Consider the following 17,512-nt stretch of genomic DNA (forward strand, 5'->3'; position numbering starts at 1 on the left):
GTTCAAGGAGCCTTCCCGTGAGCAGCAGTCCGCGTGAGACCGATCCGCCGGCCGTCGATCCGGTGCGCGGCCACGCGGCCGTGCGGGCGTTCTTCGGGGCACGGGCGGCGACCTGGGACACCAAGTTCCCCGACGACACCCCGGCCTACGAGGCCGGGGTGGCCCAACTCGACCTGCGCGCAGGGGAGTCGGCGGTGGACGTCGGGTGCGGTACGGGCCGGGCGCTGCCCGCGCTGCGTGCCGCGGTTGGGCCGGACGGCACGGTGATCGGCACGGATCTGACGCCGCAGATGCTGCGGACGGCGGCGGAGGCCGGCCGGAACGTGTGCGCCCTGCTGGTCGAGGCGGACGCGGCCCGGCTGCCGCTGGCCTCCGCCACGCAGGACGCGCTGTTCGCGGCGGGGCTGGTGCACCACCTGGCCGATCCGGCGGCCGGGCTGCGGGAGTTCGCCCGGGTCACCCGGGCGGGCGGCCGGCTCGCGCTGTTCCACCCCATCGGCCGCGCCGCGCTCGCCGCCCGCCGCGGTCACTCCCTCAGCCCCGACGACATCCGCGCCGAGCCCCACCTGCGTCCGCTGCTGGCCGCGAACGGCTGGGAACTGACGTCGTACGAGGACACCGCGGCGCGCTACCTGGCGATCGCGGTCCGCACGACGGACTGACCGCCGGGCACGCCGTACGCGTCCGCCGCGGTGCCGCCGCCGGCGCCGGTGACGACGCCGCCGCGGGCACCGGTGCCCGCGAAGTCCTCACCTCCGGGGTATCGACGCCGTCGTCACCTCGTGGTTAGGGTGCGCGGACGCGCCCCCTGGCGGGGCGGGCGAGACGGGCGAGAAAGGGAGGACCCGGTGTCCGTGGCGGAGGGCATGCCGCAGGACGCGGCCGAGGAGGACGCGGTACGGCGACAGGCCGGCACCGCGCCCGGCGACGCGGCCGGCGGCCCCGCGGGCGGCACCGCCGCGGCGGACGAGGACGCGCTGTACGTGCTGACCGCCACCCTGCTGACGCCCGGACGGTTCCCGAGCGTGCTCGGCGACGACTACCCGGCGGCCTGCGCGGCGCTGCGGCTCGTGCCGCGTGCCGACGGTTACGGGCTGGTGCTCGGCCAGGACGGGCTCGGCGCCCGGTGGACGGTCGTCACGTCGGACACCGCGCTGGTGGCGGTGGCCGTGGCGACGTGGGACTGCGGCATGGAGTACGACCTGTCCCCCGGCGAACGCACCATCGTCGCCTCGCTGCCCGGCTGGCCGCTGGAGCTGGCGGTGGCCGCTCCCGGGCTGCCGGCGCCGCACGATCCGGCCGGCGCGGACGAGGGCCCCGCGCTCACCCCGCCGGACACGTCCGTGTGGGGCCCGGCCCAGCGCCGCCTGGGCGCCGACGAGATCGCGCTGCGCTGGCGGACCTGGCGGGCCGAGATCGACGACGCGCAGGACTTCACCGCCCGCCCCTCCACCGGCGCGGGCGCGGATGCGGGCGGGGCCGGGGGCGGCATTGAGGGCCACCGTCATCCGGGGGTGCGGCGGGCGCTGGCGGAGGCACGCGGTTACGTCGGCAGTCCGCCGCCGCCGGGCCGGGTGCGGTCGTCGTTCGCCGAGGGCGACGCGCGCTCGCTGCGGGCCGACGGTCCGGGCTGGAGCATGGTGGCCCGCACCGACGACATCGCCTTCTTCCTGCTCGACGACGCGCCCGGCGAGGTCGTCCCGGTCGGCCGCGGCGCCGAACTCCCGCGCCTGCTGGCCGCGTTGGACCAGCTGGCGGTCCGCACCGACGCGTAGGGAGGGCGAGGCGAGCCGGTCGCCGGAACGTTTCGCTGCCCGCTCCCCCACTCCCCGGCCGACCTGCCGCCGACCTGCCGCCGGCCACCGGCTCCGCGTACGGCGTTCCGGCAGGCAGACGTCAGCGGTCAGCGGTCAGCGGGGCAACGGTCAGCGGGGCAACGGTCAACCCGCAGCCCACGCCCCGTCGGCCGCCAGCCCCATCCGCCGGCCGCCAGCCCCGCCGCCAGCAGCCCAACCCCAGCCCCAAAACCGGCATCCCGGACCGGCGTCCCCCGACCGGCCCTCCTACTCGCGCAGTTTCCCCGCCGTCTTCCGGGCCGCGACCAGGACCGGGTCCCAGACCGGGGAGAACGGCGGGGCGTAGCCGAGGTCGAGGGAGGTCATGCGTTCGACGGTCATACCGGCGGTAAGGGCGACCGCGGCGACGTCCACGCGTTTGCCGGCGCCCTCGCGGCCGACGATCTGGACGCCGAGCAGTCGGCCGCTGCCGAGTTCGGCGATCATCTTGACGGTCATGAGGGCGGCGCCGGGGTAGTAGCCGGCCCGGCCGGTGGACTCGATGGTGGCGGTGGCGTACCGCAGTCCGGCGGCGGTGGCCCGCGATTCGGTCAGGCCGGTGCGGCCGATCTCCAGTTCGCAGACCTTGCTGACCGCGGTGCCGACGACGCCGGGGAAGGTGGCGTACCCGCCGCCGATGTTGGTGCCGATGACCAGGCCGTGCTTGTTGGCGTGGGTGCCGAGCGGTACGTGCTCGGTGTCGCCGGAGACCAGGTTGAACACCTCGGCGCAGTCCCCGCCCGCCCAGATCCCGTCGTGGCCGCGTACCCGCTGGGAGAAGTCGGTGAGCAGGCCGCCGTGTTCGCCGAGCGGCAGGCCGGCCTCGCGGGCCAGCCGGGTGTCCGGCGCGACGCCGAGGCCGAGGATCACGATGTCGGCGGGGTGTTCGGCGCGGTCGGTGACGACGGCGCGGACCCGGCCGTCGTCGCCGGCGCGGATCTCGCGGACCGCCGCGCCGAACTCGACGGCGATGCCCATGCCCTCCATGGCCTCCCGGACCAGGGCGCCCATGTCGGGGTCCAGGGTGCCCATCGGCTGGTCGGCCCGGTCGACCACGGTGACGTCCAGGCCGCGCCGCAGCATCGCCTCGGCCATCTCGACGCCGATGTAGCCGGCGCCGACCACCACCGCGCGCCGCACGCCGTCGCGGCCGAGGCCGTCCAGCACCGCCTCACCGTCGTCGAGGGTCTGGACGCCGTACACGCCGTCCGTGTCGATGCCGGGGACGTCCTCGGCCGCGGGCCGCCTGGGCACCGCGCCGGTGGCGACGACGAGGTGGTCGAAGCCGGTCCACTCGTACGTGCCGTCGCCGACGGCGCGGGTACGCACCCGGCGGCGGTCGAGGTCGATCTCGACGGCCTCGGTGCCCAGCCGCAGGTCGATGCCGCGTTCGCGGTGCTCGGCCGGGGTGCGGGCCACCAGCGCGTCGGGGCCGTCGACCTCCCCGCCGGTCCAGTAGGGGATGCCGCACGCGGAGTACGACGTGTACCGGCCGCGTTCGAACGCCACGATCGACAGCTCGTCGGGCCCCTTGCGCCGCCGGGCCTGTGAGGCGGCCGTCATACCCGCCGCGTCACCGCCGATGACCACCATGCGTGTCGCCGCCATGCGCTGCCTCTCGTCGTACCGGACCGGACTGCACGTGTACCCGGTTCGGGGCCCGGCGTACTCCCGGCCGGCCCAGGCGTCCGGGGGACGGCCCGGCACCCCCGGCGGTGAAGGCGGCGACCACCCCGCGATGACCCCGGCGGAGCCGACGGCGCCGACCGCCCCGGTGACGCACGGGCAAGCCCGTACACCGCCGACCGGTGAGCGCGTAGCGCCGGATCGCGCGGTACACGTCGCGATGACCCGGCAGCGCCGACCGCCCCGGTACCACGCGGACAGGCCCGCGCAGCTCCGACCCATGAGCGCGCAGCGCCCCATCACGCCGTACACGTCACGATCGCCCCGGCGGAGCCGACGGCCCCCAACAGACAGCGCGCCATCACGCGGTACACGTCACGATGACCTCGGCGCCGCTCCCCGCCCGGCGCCGTGAAGCGTCGCCGGGGCCTGCTCACCGAGGGTGACGACGCGGCGTCAGATCGCCCGCAATTACGGCTGATTGACCGATCCGCACACTGCCACCACCGATCGGGGTGGCACGGTAAACGTCACGTGAACCATGGCCGGGGGCACTTCTGTCCGCCGGGGACGCTGGTCAGACTGTCTGCCATGCGAATGCCTCTACGCGCGTTGCGCTCCCGTGGTTCCGCCGTCATCCTCGCCGGAACGCTCGTCATCGGCCCCACCCTCCTGGCCGGTGCCGCCCACGCGGCGACCCCCACCACGCACGCGGCCACCGTCGTCACCGCCGCCGTCCCCCACGACATCGGTGACGTCTGCCAGACGGCCCTGCCCAGCCAGGCGGACGACACCCTGAACCTCATCGCCTCCGACGGCCCGTTCCCGTACTCCGAGGACGGTGAGGTCTTCGACAACAACGAGGGCCTGCTGCCCGCCGAGTCCACCGGGTACTACCACTCCTACACCGTGGTGACCCCGGGCGCGAGCAACCGCGGCACCCGCCGCATCATCACCGCCGAGGACGGCACGGACTACTACACCTCCGACCACTACGACTCGTTCAGCACCATCGACACCTCCTGCTGACACCCCTGCTGACGCCCACTGCGACACCTCGGCGGACCCGGGCGGTCCGGCATGGAGATCCTTCCCCCACGGGACCTCCCGGCCGGACCGCCCGGGTTTTCCCCTGTCCGCCGCCGAACGGCCACCGCCCCACCGCCGGACCGCCTTCGCAGCTCCTGGTAGCTCCTTGGTAGCTCCTTCGTAGTCGGTTCGTACGGCTTCTGCTTGGATGAGGCGTATGGGTGACGAAGGACTCTCCGCTGACGAAATCCTGGACATCGTGGACGACGACGACCGGGTGGTCGGGCAGGCGCCGCGGGGTCGGGTGTACCGCGAACGGCTCACGCACCGGTGCGTGTTCATCCAGGCGCGCGATCCGCGGGGGCGGATCTTCGTGCACCGGCGAACGCCCGGCAAGCTGGTCTTCCCGTCGATGTACGACATGTTCGTCGGCGGCGTGGTGGGCGCCGGCGAGGACTACGACACCGCCGCGCTGCGGGAGGCGGAGGAGGAACTCGGGGTCAGCGGGCTGCCGCAGCCGGTCCCTGTGCTGACGTTCCTCTACGAGACGCCGGAGCACCGCTGGTGGAGCCGGGTGTACGAGGTGACGTGCGCGTCGCCGGTGGACCCGCAGGTGGAGGAGGTCGCCTGGCACGCCTTCCTCACCGACGCGGAGCTGGAGGCGCGGCTGCCGGAGTGGGACTGGGTGCCGGACGGGCTGGCCGCGTTCCACCGGCTGCGGGAGCACCGCGCGGGGGACCGCGGGTGACCGTCGTGGTGGTGATGGGCGTCGCCGGCTCGGGGAAGTCGACGGTGGGCGCCGTGCTGGCGCGGCGGCTGGGGGTGCCGTTCGCCGAGGGCGACGACTTCCACCCGGCGGCCAACGTGGCCAGGATGCGGGCCGGCGTGCCGCTGGACGACACCGACCGGGCGCCGTGGCTGGACGCGGTGGCCGGGTGGCTGGCGGCGCACCGTGACGGCGGCGTGGTGAGTTGCTCGGCGTTGCGCCTGCGGTACCGCGACCGGTTGCGGCTGGCGGCGCCGGAGGTGTTCTTCCTGCATCTGCACGGCACCCCGCAGACGCTCGCCGCCCGGCTGGGCGACCGCGGCGGCCACTTCATGCCGGCCGCGCTGCTGCGGTCCCAGCTGGAGACGCTGGAGGCGCTCACGCCCGGTGAGGCGGGTGCCGTGGTGGACGTCGGCGGTACACCGCGGGACGTCGCGGCCCGGGCGCTGGCGGCCCTGCCGGACCAGCCGCCGGCCGCGTCCCCGTAGCCCGACGCGTCGGGCCGATCAGATGATCGGCTGATCCGCCCGGCCACCCGGCCACCCGGCCACCCGGCCACCATGATCCGCCCGGCCACCGTGAACGCCCGGCCGCGATGATCCTCGCGGCCGGGCGTTCATCGGACCGGGAGTCCGGCGTTCCGCCGCGGGCGGACGGTGCGTGATCGTCCGCGACCACCGGGAACGCCGGACCGGCCCGGCTAGACGATCTCCATCTGGGCCATCATGCCCATGGCCGAGTGGTCCATCAGGTGGCAGTGGTAGAGGTAGAGGCCCCGGTAGCTGTCGAAGGTCATCTGGATCTTGACCTCCTCGCCCGGCAGCAGGGCCACCACGTCCTTGAGGCCGGCCTCGGACGGATCGACCGGCTTGCCGTTGCGCTCCAGGACGCGGTACTGCACCAGGTGCATGTGGAAGTTGTGCGGAGTGGTGACGTTGCCGTTGCTGACGGTCCAGACCTCGGTGTCGCCGAACCGCACGGTGGTGTCGATGCGGTTCATGTCGAAGGTCTTGCCGTTGATGTAGCCCATCGGGTTCGGGCGGCCGTCCTCGTCCATGGTGAGGACGACGCTGCGCTGCACGGTCGGGGTGGGCAGCGCGGGCAGCGTACGCAGCGCGGCCGGCACCCGGCTGTGGTCCTCAGTCTTGGCCGCGACGACGTCGAAGCGCATGATCTCCGCCGGGTCGCCGGTGCCCGCGAGGTTCTGGAGCACGACGGAGGTGCCGGGGGCGTAGGTGGAGAAGTCGATCACGATGTCGGCGCGCTCACCCGGCGACAGCACCACGGCCGGGGTGGAGTAGGGCGCTTCGAGCAGACCGCCGTCCGAGCCGACCATGGTGTACGACGAGGCGTCGGCCAGGAAGGGGGCCAGCCACCGCAGGTTGGTGGAGTTCAGCACCCGGAAGCGGTACTTGCGGGCCTCGACGGTGAAGTACGGCCACGGCTTGCCGTTGACCAGGATCGTCGTGCGGTTGACCGAGTCGTCCATGGTGAAGACGATGCCGGCGTTGTCGTCGAGGTCGACGTCGCGGATCACCAGCGGCACGTCGTACTCGCCCGACGGCAGCCCGAGCTTGCGCTCCGCGGCGTCGCTGAGCACCACCATGGAGGACATGCCGCGGTATACGTGCTCGGCCTCCTCCATGTGGGCGTGGTCGTGCATCCACAGGTTGGCGTTCGGCTGCACGTTGGGGTACGTGTACGTCCGGGTGCCGCCCGGTTCGATGACGTTCATCGGGTAGCCGTCGCTCGACGTCGGCACCGAGGCGCCGTGCAGGTGGACCGAGACGGGGGTGTCGAGGGCGTTGGTCTGCTCGACGACCACGCGCCGGCCGGACTCCGCCATGATCGTCGGCCCGGGGAACGAGCCGTCGTAGGTGAGGACCTCCGTCTGGTGGCCCGGCACGATCTCCGTGGAGACCGTGCGCATCGTCATGCGGTAGTAGTCGGTGTTCCACGAGCGGCGGACCGGCCGCAGCACCTCGGGCACCGGCATGGCGACCGCGAACTTGGGGATCGACCCCGCAGCGGTGGACGGCGTCGGCTTCGCGGCGGCCTCGGCGGCCGGGCTCGTGAAGGTTCCGGTCAGGGCTCCGGCCCCGACCGCCGCAGCGCCGGTGGTCAGCAGATTCCGCCTGGACAGCACGATGTCCCCCTTGGTCAGCTGGATGTCCGGCATGCTGCCGGATGGAGCGGACGGAAGCAGTCCGCACAACCGATCGCGCGGGAAACCCCTAGATGAAGGCATGTGTTGGACGCGCGGAACACCGGCGATCGGGGATCTTTCACCCCCGGCACCAACCGGCCGACCGGACGGTTCCCGGCGCCGCCCGGGAGGCCGCACCGCTCACCGCCCCGGCCGCACTCCCCGCCACGCTCCCCCGCCCCACCAACGCTCCCCCGGTCGCCCGGCACCGCGGCGCGACGGGCCCCCGTAAGGCCACGCGTCGCAGCTCACTGCCGCTGCCCCCTGGACGGCATACCGACTGGTCGGCATGATGGGTGCCCGGGGAGGACCCGGCAGGGATCATCGACGGTGAGGAGCGCTTTCGTGGACGAGTCGGTTGACGCACCGGGACGCGACGACGGGCCGCCGGGGCTCGACCTGGGCGGGCTGCGGACGCTGCTGGACCGGGAGCGGCCCGGGCTCGTGGCGGGCCCGCTGACCGGGCGGCTCATCGAGGGCGGCCGGTCCAACCTGACGTACGCGGTGGGCGACGGCGTCCACCGCTGGGTGGTGCGCCGGCCGCCGCTGGGCCACGTGCTGGCCACCGCGCACGACATGACCCGCGAGTTCACCGTCATCAGCGCGCTGCACGCCACGCCCGTGCCGGTGCCGGAGGCGATCCTGCTGTGCGACGACACGGCGGTGACCGGCGCGCCCTTCTACGTCATGGAATACGTGGACGGCGTGCCGTACCGGTCGGCGACGGAGCTGGCCCCGATCGGGCCGGAGCGTACCCGGCGGGTGGCGCTGGCGTTGGTGGACACCCTGGTGGACCTGCACGCGGTGGACCCGGCGGCGGTGGGGCTGGCGGAGTTCGGCCGCCCCGACGGCTTCCTGGAGCGGCAGCTGCGGCGCTGGGGAAAGCAGTTGGCGGCCTCCCGCAGCCGTGACCTGCCGGGGATCGACGAGCTGGCGGCGGCGCTGGCGGCCCGGCTGCCGCAGTCGCCGGCGCCGACGGTGGTGCACGGCGACTACCGGCTGGACAACGTGCTGGTCGGCCCGGACGACACCGTACGGGCGGTGCTGGACTGGGAGATGTCGACGCTGGGCGATCCGCTGACCGACCTGGGGCTGCTGGCGATGTACAGCGACCGGCTGCCGGTGAAGGACTCGCCGGTCTCCAACACCCGCGAGGCGCCCGGCCACCCGGACGCCTCGGAGCTGATCGAGCGGTACGCGACCCGGTCCGGCCGGGACGTCTCGCAGGTCGCCTGGTACACCGCGTTCGCGTACTTCAAGCTCGCGGTGATCCTGGAAGGCATCCATTACCGCTTCACGCTCGGGCAGACCGTGGGCGCGGGCTTCGACCGGCTCGGCGCGCTGACGCCGGTCTTCATCGACCAGGGACTCAGCGCCCTGGGCACCGGACGGTAGGAAGGGCACGGCATGGACTTCTCATTCGACGCGCGCACCGAGGAGCTGCGGGGGCGGCTGCTCGCCTTCATGGACGAGTTCGTCTACCCCGCCGAGGCGGTCTTCGCCGAGCAGCGCGCCTCGGGCATCGACCCGTGGTCGCCGCCGCCGGTGGTGCAGGAGCTGAAGGCGGCCGCCCGCGAGCGCGGCCTGTGGAACCTCTTCCTGCCCGGGGAGAACGGCGCCGGGCTGACCAACCTCCAGTACGCGCCGCTGGCCGAGATCACCGGCCACAGCCCGCACCTCGCACCGCCCGCCCTCAACTGCGCGGCGCCCGACACCGGGAACATGGAGGTGCTCAGCGAGTTCGGCAGCGACGAGCAGCGCAAGACGTGGCTGGAGCCGCTGCTGGCCGGCGAGATCCGGTCGGCGTTCGCCATGACCGAGCCGGAGGTGGCCTCCTCCGACGCGGCGAACATCGAGACCCGCATCGAGCGCGACGGTGACGAGTACGTGGTCAACGGCCGCAAGTGGTTCACCTCCGGGGCGATGAACCCCAACTGCCGCATCATGATCGTGATGGGCAAGACCGACCCGTCGGCCGAGCGGCACCGCCAGCAGTCCATGGTGCTGGTCCCGCGCGACGCCCCCGGCGTCGACGTCCGGCGCGGCATGCGGGTGTTCGGCTACGACGACGGGGACCACGGCGGCCACGCCGAGGTGGTCTTCACCGACGTGCGGGTCCCGGTGGCGAACCTGGTCGGCGAGGAGGGCGGCGGTTTCGCCATCGCCCAGGCCCGGCTGGGCCCCGGCCGCATCCACCACTGCATGCGGGCCATCGGCATCGCGGAACGCGCCGTCGAGCTGATGTGCCGCCGCGCCGCCTCCCGGGTCGCGTTCGGCAAGCCGATCGCCGCGCAGGGCGTGGTGCAGGAGTGGATCGCCGACTCCCGGGTGGAGATCGAGCAGTTGCGGCTGCTGGTGCTCAAGACCGCCTGGCTGATGGACACCGTCGGCAACCGCGGCGCCCACACCGAGATCCAGTCCATCAAGATCGCCACCCCGCTGGCGGTGCAGCGCATCGTGGACCGGGCGATCCAGACGCACGGCGCGGCCGGCGTCAGCCAGGACACCCCGCTGGCCGAACTGTGGGCCCAGGTGCGCACGTTGCGGCTGGCCGACGGTCCCGACGAGGTGCACAAGCGGTCGCTGGCCCGGCGGGAGCTGAAGAAGTACACCGTCTGACCGGCGGACGACCGGACGGACGCCCCGGCGGACGCCCCCGCTGACGACCCGGCGTCCGGCGCCGGCCCGCCCCCCGTGGGATGCGGCCGGCGCCGGACCGGGCGCGGGCGGACGCGGAAACGCCGCAGGGGCCGCCCGACGGCGACCCCTGCGGTCCCACGAACGAGCTGAACGGGCTGACGGACCTGCTGACCGGACGCGCCGTACTACCGACTCAACGGGCGCGCGCCGCTCAGGAGTTGACGATCGCCAGCCGGCCGGTCGTCGTGCCGTCGGCGACCCGCTGGACGGCGTCGGCCGCGCCGGCGAGCGGGACGCGTTCGGTGACGAGCGGCGCGATCGTGCCCTGCGCCGCCATCCGGGTCAGCTCGTCGTGGCAGGCGCGGACGGCTTCCGGGTCCTTGGTGTTGTACAGCCCCCAGTGCAGGCCGAGGACGGAGTAGTTCTTCACCAGGACGTGGTTGAGGCCAGGGGTGGGGATCGTGCCGCTGGTGAAGCCGACGACGACGATGCGGCCCTCGAACGCGACGCACTTGGCGGAGCGGGTGTACGCCTCGCCGCCGACCGGGTCGTAGACCACGTCGGCACCGCGGCCTCCGGTGGCCTCCTTGACGACGGCGACGAAGTCCTCGGTGTGCCGGTCGACGACGACGTCGCAGCCGGCCGCCTTGGCGGTGTCGGCCTTGGCCGCGCCGCCGACCACGCCGATGACGGTGGCGCCGGCCGCCTTGCCCAGCTGCACGGCCGCGGTGCCGACGCCGCCGGCCGCCGCGTGCACCAGCAGGGTCTCGCCGGCCTTCAGGGCCGCCCGGCGGTGCAGGCCGAACCAGCCGGTCTGGTAGCCGATGTGCATGACGGCGGCCTGCGCGTCGTCCAGCGCGGGCGGTGCGGGCAGCACCCCGGCGGCCGGGACGACGGCCAGTTCGGCGAAGGCGCCGTGCGGCAGCGCGGCCGGGCTGATGATCCGGTCACCGACCGCGACGCCCGTCACGCCCTCGCCGGTGCGCAGCACCTCGCCGCACAGCTCGACGCCGGGGGTGAACGGCAGCGGCGGGCGTATCTGGTACTGGCCGCGGCACAGCAGCGCGTCGGGGAAGTTGACGCCGGCCGCCAGGACCCGGACCAGGAGGTCGCCGGGCCCGGGCGCCGGGTCGGGTACGTCGTCCAGGCGCATGGCCGCGAGCGGCTCGCCGTTCTCGTGGACGCGCCAAGCCTTCACCGGGGACCTCCGTGACGTTGCGGGTGATTCAGGACGTGCGTATCGAGTGCAGCAGCAGGTCGGCGAACTGCTCCGCGACCTGCTCGGCGCCCAGCGGGCCGTCCGGGCGGTACCAGACGGCCAGGTGGTGGACCGAGCCGAAGAAGAAGTCGACGACCAGGTCGGGCACCGGTTCGGCGCGGAAGACGCCGGTGTCGCGCCCCTCCTCGATCAGGGAGCGGAACATCTCGTGGTAGTGGCGGCGGTCGGACCGGACCGCCCGTTGCTTGTCGGGGCTGAGCTGGTGGATGGAACGGAAGAAGATCTTGGTGTCGTCCAGGTTCTGGATGCTGGAGACCACCACGTCGGCGGCGGCCTTGCGGACCCGGTCGGCCACCGGTTCCTCCAGCGCGGCGATGGCCGCCAGCCGCTCGGTCTGCAGGCGCAGCACCCGGGCGTAGACCTCGTGCAGCAGGTCGTCCTTGCTGCCGAAGTAGTGGTAGAGGGCACCCTTGGTGACGCCGGCGGCCTCGACGATCTCCTGGACGGAGGTGCGGTCGAAACCGCGGTCGGCGAAGAGCCGGGTGGCCTCGGCCAGCAGGCGCTGCGGTACCGCGGCGGTCTTGCCGGCACTGCCGTGCTGCGTCGTCATGGCGGTGCCCCTTCCCGGTGTTCCCCTGTCGGCGCCAGCATACCGAGCGGTACGCGGTCAGGCCCGTGAGCCCGGCGCGCCGTCCGGCGCCGGGGCCGCGGCGACCGCCGCGTCACGCAGTTCGCGGCGCAGGATCTTGCCGCTGGTGGTCTTCGGCAGTTCCGCCAGGATCTCCACCGCACGCGGGTACTTGAAGGCGGCGAGGCGTTCGCGGCAGTAGGCGATCAGCTCCTCCGCGGCGGCGCCGGCGCCGGGCTTGAGGCTGACGTAGGCCTTCACCGACTCCCCGCGGTAGGCGTCGGGCACGCCGACGACGGCGGCCTCGCGGACGGCCGGGTGGGTGTAGAGGACGTCCTCGACCTCCCGGGGCCAGACCTTGAAGCCGGAGGCGTTGATCATGTCCTTCTTGCGGTCCACCACGTAGAGCCAGCCGGAGCTGTCCATGAAGCCGATGTCGCCGGTGCGCAGCTCACCGCCGGGCAGCGCGGCGGCGGTGGCGTCCGGGCGGCGCCAGTAGCCGGGCACGACCATCGGGCCGCCGACCGCGATCTCGCCGGGTTCGCCGAACGGGACCTCCTGGCCGGCGTCGTCCAGGATGCGGATCATGGTGTCGGGCCCCGGCACGCCGACCGCGAGGGTGCCGGAGACCGGGTCGACCGGCGCGCGCAGCCCGGGCGGCACGGCGGCGCAGGGCGCGGTGCACTCGGTGAGGCCGTAGCCGTTGCGCAGGTACTGGCCGAAGCGGTCGTGGAACTGCTCGACCACGGCCGGCGGCAGCGGGGCGCCGCCGGAGCTGATCACCTCGAAGGAGGCGAAGTCCGCCGCACTCGCGCCGGGCACCGTCATCAGCGCCATGAAGGCGGTGGACGGGCCGACGGTGTAGGCGGGGCGGTGCTCGCGGAACGCGTCGATGACCACGCCGGGCTCGAAGCGGTAGGCCAGCGCGACCGGCGATCCGGCGGCGAAGGCGGCCGACAGCTCGCAGACCATGCCGGTGATGTGGAACAGCGGCGCCAGCGCGAAGACGACCGCACCGTCGGCGAGCTGGTGGGTGCGCTGCTGGCGGTGGGCGTTGTACGCGATGTTGCCGTGGGTGTTCAGGGCGCCCTTGGGCGTGCCGGAGGTGCCGGAGGTGTAGCTGATCAGCGCGGTGTCGGCGGCGCCGAGCCCGGGGTCGGGCGGCGGCGGTCCTTCGGGCGAGCGGGCGGCGGTGAGCAGGTCGGCCGCGTCGTCGGCGGGGTGGCGCACGACGTCGCGCAGCACCCGGGGGTCGTCGCGGGTCTGCAGGTCGAGTTCGCTTCCGGTGTAGGCGTGCCGCACCGGTGATCCGGCGACGGTGTCGCGCACGAAGCCGTGCCAGGCGCGTTCGTGGCAGACCAGCGCGGCGACCTCGGCGTCCTGGAGGATGTGCGCCAGCTCGCGCTGCTTGTACATCGGGTTGACCGGGACGACGATGCCGCCGGCCTTCCAGGCGCCGTACAGGGCCACGGGGAAGTGCGGGGTGTTCTGGGTGATGAGGGCGAGCCGGTCGCCGGGCCGGAAGCCGTCGCGTATCAGGCGGGCGGCGAACCCGTCGGTGAGCGCGTCGAGTTCGCGGTAGCTGACGGTGGCGTCGAAGTAGTGCAGCGCGGCGCGGTCCGGGACCCGGGCGACGGTGGCGCGGAAGGCGTCCAGCATGGTGGCCGGCGGCTCGGAGGGGGCGAGCTGGTGGGCGTTGAGGTGCTGGAGCCAGGGGCGGTCGGCGTACGTGGGGCGGGGGGCGGTCACGCGCGGCCCTCCAGCTGGCGCTGCATCTTGTTCATGCCGCCGAGCCAGCGGTCCGGCTGGGTGGCGCGCAGCGCGTAGTAGTCGGCGACCTCCGGGTGCGGCAGGATCAGGAAGCGGTCCTCGGCGATGCCGGCCAGCACGGCGGTGGCGACCTCCTCCGGCTCGATGGCGGTGGGCGCCAGGACGAGCTGTCCGGGCTCGCCGGTCACCTCCAGCATCGCGGTGCGCACCCCCTGCGGGCAGATCGCGTGCACCTTCACCCCCTGGTGCCGGTAGGTGAACGCGAGCCACTCGGCGTAGGCCATGGCGGCGTGCTTGGTGGCGGAGTAGGGCGCGGCGCCGAGCATGGACAGGATGCCGGCGGCGGAGACGGTGGCGATGAAGCGGCCGGAGCCGCGTTCGAGCCATTCCGGCAGCAGTTCGCGGCTGGCGCGCACGTGGGCCATGACGTTGACGTCCCAGGCGTGCGCCCAGTCGTCCTCGGGGGTCTCGGGGCCGCCGCCGGTGGGGACGCCGGCGTTGGCGCAGTAGATGTCGATGCCGCCGCCGAGTCCTTCGCGGGCCGCGGCGATCAGGTTCTTGACGCCCTGCTCGCTCGCGGCGTCGCCGGGCAGCGCGATGCCGCCGATCTCCTCGGCGACGGCGCCGGCCGCGGTGGCGTCGAGGTCGTTGACGGCGACCTTCGCTCCCTCGGCGGCGAACGCGCGGGCCAGTGCGGCGCCGATACCGCGTCCCGCTCCGCTGACGAAGACCCGTGTTCCCTGGTGCGCGGCCACGCTGCCGTCCCTTCGCTGTTCGATCAGTGCCGGGCGGGTCGTCCGCGGTGCGGGCGACCCGGCCCAGGCTCGCATACTAAGCGGTTGCTCGGGATCGGGGAAGGGGCCCGCTCAGCACGGCGGCCCGGGCCCCCGCGGTCGCCGTGGCGGCTGCGGGGGCCCGGGCCGGGCGTGCCGGGGGTCAGGGCCGGTGGGCCGGGAACTCGACGACCTGCTGGTACGTCGGGCGGTTCTGCCAGGAGATGCGGTTCTGCGCGATGCCGCCCAGCGGGCGCTGCAGGATGCTGTCTGCGCACCACTGGTCGCCGGCCGCGCATCCGGTGTCGTCGCCGGGGTAGACGGTGGTCGCCGGGACGGCGGCCGCCTGCTGGAGGCTGGTCAGCAGCGCGGTGCGGCAGGCGGACAGGCTGCCGGCGCCGCAGTAGGTCTGCGCCAGGGGGCCGGCGACCGGCTTGCCCAGGACCGCGCGCAGGTCCTTGTCGACGTAGGACCACCAGCCGTACTGGAAGGAGCTGCCGGCGTGCGCGCCGGTGGGGCCGTGCGCGGCGGACGGCGACTCGTCGACGGTGAGGTTCTCGCCCAGCGCGCTGTACAGGCCGGCGCCCATGCCGGGTTCGAACTCGGCCTTGACCAGCAGCGGCCACCAGGCGTCCATGATGCGCACCGCGTCGGGGTCGGCGTAGGCGTGCGATCCGGCCGAGGTCTCCCGGCGCTTGGTGCCGTCGGCGCTCCACTGCTTCAACTCGGCCACGTCGGCGGCCAGTTGGGGATCGGTGATCGGGGCGCTGTCCAGCACCGCGAGCACGTCGGGCAGCACGTCCTCACCGCGCAGGTCGGTGGTGGCGGCGTCCTCCATCGCCTTGACCAGGTCGGAACGCGTCACCTTTCCGCGCTGGACCAGGGCCTTGACCCGGGCGTCGAGCAGGTTGACCCGGTGCACCGAGCCGTCGCCGAAGTTGGCGTCGGTGTAGCCCTTGGCCTGCTTGTTGTTCCAGGAGACGTAGTAGTCCTGGTCCACCGACTGCGGGTGCTGGCCGGTCGGGGTGTAGTCGGCGGTGTAGGTGTCGGGGTCGAAGCCCTGCCACTCGTACTGCGGTTCGGCCAGCACCGGCAGCGAGGCGTCCACGTTCGCGGCGCGCACCGGGTTGTTGCCCGAGTTGTAGTACGCGGTGTGCTGGGAGTCGGCGTAGAACCAGTTGAACGTGTAGTTGATGTTGCTGACGGCACTCTGGAAACTGGCCGGATCATGCACGTAGGTGGGGTCGTTGAGCATCTGGAAGCCGACGATGGAGTCGGCCTCGTGCATGTAGGAGGTGCGCAACGAGGTGTAGGCGACGGGTTTGCCGCCGACGGTGGCCCGGTCGGTGACCAGGCCGTACTTGGTGCGGTAGACCCGCAGCGTGTAGCCGCCGGCCGCGGTGGAGTCGGCGAGGGTGGGCGACCAGGAGTCGGTGCGGTCCAGCTCCTCGAACGGCGTGCAGGTGCCGTGGTAGAGGTAGGCGTTGTCCGCGGTGGTGGGGGTGCCGCCGGCCGGGTCGCACAGCGGGACGGCGTAGGTGTCGGTGACGTCCTGCTCGGCGGAGGTGGCGCTCCAGGCGTAGTCGGGGCCGCGGCCGAGTTCGACGTACATGCTCAGGCCGGCGAAGGCGGCGCCGCGGGCGCTGATGCCCGGCCCCTGGAGCTCCTCCAGCATGAGCAGCTGCGGGGCGAAGTAGCCGGTCTGCGGGCCGAAGACGGCGACCGGGTGGCCGCTGGCGGTGTGGGCGCCGGAGACGACCAGCGCGTTGGACATGCCCTTGCGCGGGTTGGTCAGCAGGTCCGCGGGCAGCACGCCGTTGTCGTAGACGCCCTGGAGCGGCTTGAGGGCGGCCGGGGCCTTGACCGGGGTGCGGGCGGGCACGCCCTTGGTGGCGAGTTCGCCCGCCGCCGACCCGGTGCGGTCGATGACCTCGGGTTCGGGGACCACCGAACCGGGGTCGGGCATCGCGGTGCCGGCCGGGTGGGCGGGGGCCTGCGCGTACGGGAAGGACTGGCCGTCGTGCACGGTCAGCACCGCTTCGGGGTCGTCCCGTTCGCGGAAGGACTCCCAGACCTTGGTGCCCTGGGTGGTCCCGTACTGGGCCTGCGCGGCCTGGAGGGACAGCGCGGACTGCACCTCGCCACCACCGCCGGAGCCGAACAGCGCGCCGACCACCGACGCCAGCGCGATCAGGTCGGTGACCTGGAAGTGGTCGATGGTCCCGTCGTTGGTGACGGCGTTCATGTGCCCGGTCAGGTCGTACTCGCCGGGGAAGGTGCGGGCCGGCTTGGCCTTGTCGATGTAGGCGTTGATGCCGTCGACGTAGTCCTGGGCGTCGGACATCGCCTGCCGGCCGCGCGGACCGCTGGCGGCGATCCGGTCGGCCTGCTGCTGGAGGTCGGCCTCGGTATAGGGCGCCGCCTGCCAGAACTGCTGCTCCAGGCCCTGGTTGGCGGCGGCCCCGCCGGCGAACGACGTCAGCTCGCCGCGGCCGACGTGCCGGAAGACGTCCATCAGCCACAGCCGGTCCTCGGCGGCCGCGTATCCGGCGCCGTACTCGGTGCCGGAGCGGGTGGTGCCCGTGATGTGCGGGACGCCGGTGGCCTTGTCACGGGTGATGGTGACGTCGGAGCGCGGGCTCTCGGTGGAGGCCACCTGGCCGGCCGGGACGCCGAAGGAGGAGTCGTTGAAGAACTTCCCGATGGTGGCGTCAGTGATCGAGCCGGAGCCGTCGGTGAGCGAGTCGTAGGTGGCGAGCTGGTCGTCGCTGTGCGACGGATGGGTGCCGAGGGCCTTGTTGGCCAGGATGTCGGCGAGGGTGGCGTTGCCGTTCTCCCCCGGCGGCAGGATGTCGTCGCACTGGCCCTGGCAGTAGTCGGTGACCGTGGAGTCGGCGGGTTTCGCACCGGCCTGCGCCGGTCCGGCCGCGGTGGTGGCGAAGGTTCCCAGTACCAGGACCCCGGCCATCGCGACGGTTCTGAGTCCGAGGATGCGTCGTCGCATTCCTGCTCCTCCCGTG

Annotated in this window: 14 protein-coding genes; 7 read left to right on the forward strand and 7 right to left on the reverse strand. The window is 73.4% G+C overall.

From position 1 onward, the window contains the following. Positions 1-62: 62 nt before the first annotated feature. Both POF43_RS26685 and POF43_RS26690 read left to right on the forward strand, forming a co-directional pair. A complete protein-coding gene (locus POF43_RS26685) occupies positions 63-662 on the forward strand; it encodes a class I SAM-dependent methyltransferase (RefSeq protein ID WP_271324573.1) in 600 nt (199 codons plus the stop codon). Between the two features lie 186 nt (positions 663-848). Further along, a complete protein-coding gene (locus tag POF43_RS26690; RefSeq protein ID WP_271324571.1) occupies positions 849-1,775 on the forward strand; it encodes a hypothetical protein in 927 nt (308 codons plus the stop codon). 288 nt (positions 1,776-2,063) lie between these two features. On the opposite strand, the gene POF43_RS26695 is transcribed toward POF43_RS26690, so the two are convergent. Further along, positions 2,064-3,443: an FAD-dependent oxidoreductase gene (locus POF43_RS26695; protein ID WP_282704792.1), complete on the reverse strand. Its 1,380-nt coding sequence runs from the start codon at positions 3,441-3,443 to the stop codon at positions 2,064-2,066. A 609-nt stretch (positions 3,444-4,052) separates the two neighbouring features. Between POF43_RS26695 and POF43_RS26700 the strand changes: the two genes are divergently transcribed. The 3 genes from POF43_RS26700 (at position 4,053) to POF43_RS26710 (ending at position 5,744) form a co-directional block, all read left to right on the forward strand. Next, a complete protein-coding gene (locus tag POF43_RS26700; RefSeq protein ID WP_271325065.1) occupies positions 4,053-4,490 on the forward strand; it encodes a ribonuclease domain-containing protein in 438 nt (145 codons plus the stop codon). A 217-nt stretch (positions 4,491-4,707) separates the two neighbouring features. Then, positions 4,708-5,238 carry an NUDIX hydrolase gene (locus POF43_RS26705; protein ID WP_271325066.1) on the forward strand — a complete coding sequence of 177 codons (531 nt, stop codon included), beginning with the start codon at positions 4,708-4,710 and terminating at the stop codon, positions 5,236-5,238. A gap of 14 nt (positions 5,239-5,252) precedes the next feature. After that, the gene (locus POF43_RS26710; RefSeq protein ID WP_271325068.1) at positions 5,253-5,744 is read left to right on the forward strand and encodes a gluconokinase; all 492 of its coding nucleotides are present in this window, start codon (positions 5,253-5,255) and stop codon (positions 5,742-5,744) included. A gap of 212 nt (positions 5,745-5,956) precedes the next feature. Here POF43_RS26710 and POF43_RS26715 read toward each other — a convergent pair whose 3' ends face one another. Next, positions 5,957-7,435, reverse strand: coding sequence for a multicopper oxidase family protein (locus tag POF43_RS26715; protein WP_271325067.1), 1,479 nt, complete (start codon positions 7,433-7,435; stop codon positions 5,957-5,959). Positions 7,436-7,807: 372 nt separating this feature from the next. Between POF43_RS26715 and POF43_RS26720 the strand changes: the two genes are divergently transcribed. Both POF43_RS26720 and POF43_RS26725 read left to right on the forward strand, forming a co-directional pair. Then, positions 7,808-8,857, forward strand: a complete 1,050-nt coding sequence (locus POF43_RS26720) for a phosphotransferase family protein (protein WP_271314362.1) — start codon at positions 7,808-7,810, stop codon at positions 8,855-8,857. Between the two features lie 12 nt (positions 8,858-8,869). Then, entirely contained in the window at positions 8,870-10,081 is a 1,212-nt protein-coding gene (locus POF43_RS26725) for an acyl-CoA dehydrogenase family protein (RefSeq protein ID WP_271314361.1), read from the forward strand. 232 nt (positions 10,082-10,313) lie between these two features. Here the strand turns inward: POF43_RS26725 and POF43_RS26730 are convergent, their stop codons facing one another. From POF43_RS26730 to POF43_RS26750, 5 genes are all read right to left on the reverse strand, one after another. Further along, positions 10,314-11,300, reverse strand: coding sequence for an NADPH:quinone oxidoreductase family protein (locus POF43_RS26730; protein ID WP_271314360.1), 987 nt, complete (start codon positions 11,298-11,300; stop codon positions 10,314-10,316). A gap of 28 nt (positions 11,301-11,328) precedes the next feature. After that, the gene (locus tag POF43_RS26735) at positions 11,329-11,931 is read right to left on the reverse strand and encodes a TetR/AcrR family transcriptional regulator (protein ID WP_271314359.1); all 603 of its coding nucleotides are present in this window, start codon (positions 11,929-11,931) and stop codon (positions 11,329-11,331) included. Positions 11,932-11,988: 57 nt separating this feature from the next. Beyond that, the gene (locus POF43_RS26740) at positions 11,989-13,698 is read right to left on the reverse strand and encodes an AMP-binding protein (protein ID WP_271324164.1); all 1,710 of its coding nucleotides are present in this window, start codon (positions 13,696-13,698) and stop codon (positions 11,989-11,991) included. Further along, a complete protein-coding gene (locus POF43_RS26745) occupies positions 13,695-14,474 on the reverse strand; it encodes an SDR family oxidoreductase (protein ID WP_271314357.1) in 780 nt (259 codons plus the stop codon). The genes POF43_RS26740 and POF43_RS26745 overlap by 4 nt, the downstream gene beginning before the upstream one ends. A 181-nt stretch (positions 14,475-14,655) precedes the next feature. After that, on the reverse strand, positions 14,656-17,496 hold the full coding sequence (locus tag POF43_RS26750) for a penicillin acylase family protein (protein WP_282704793.1): 2,841 nt from the start codon (positions 17,494-17,496) through the stop codon (positions 14,656-14,658). Positions 17,497-17,512: the final 16 nt, after the last annotated feature.

It is taken from the genome of Streptantibioticus silvisoli, from assembly GCF_027947535.2.
GTDB lineage: Bacteria > Actinomycetota > Actinomycetes > Streptomycetales > Streptomycetaceae > Streptantibioticus_C > Streptantibioticus_C silvisoli.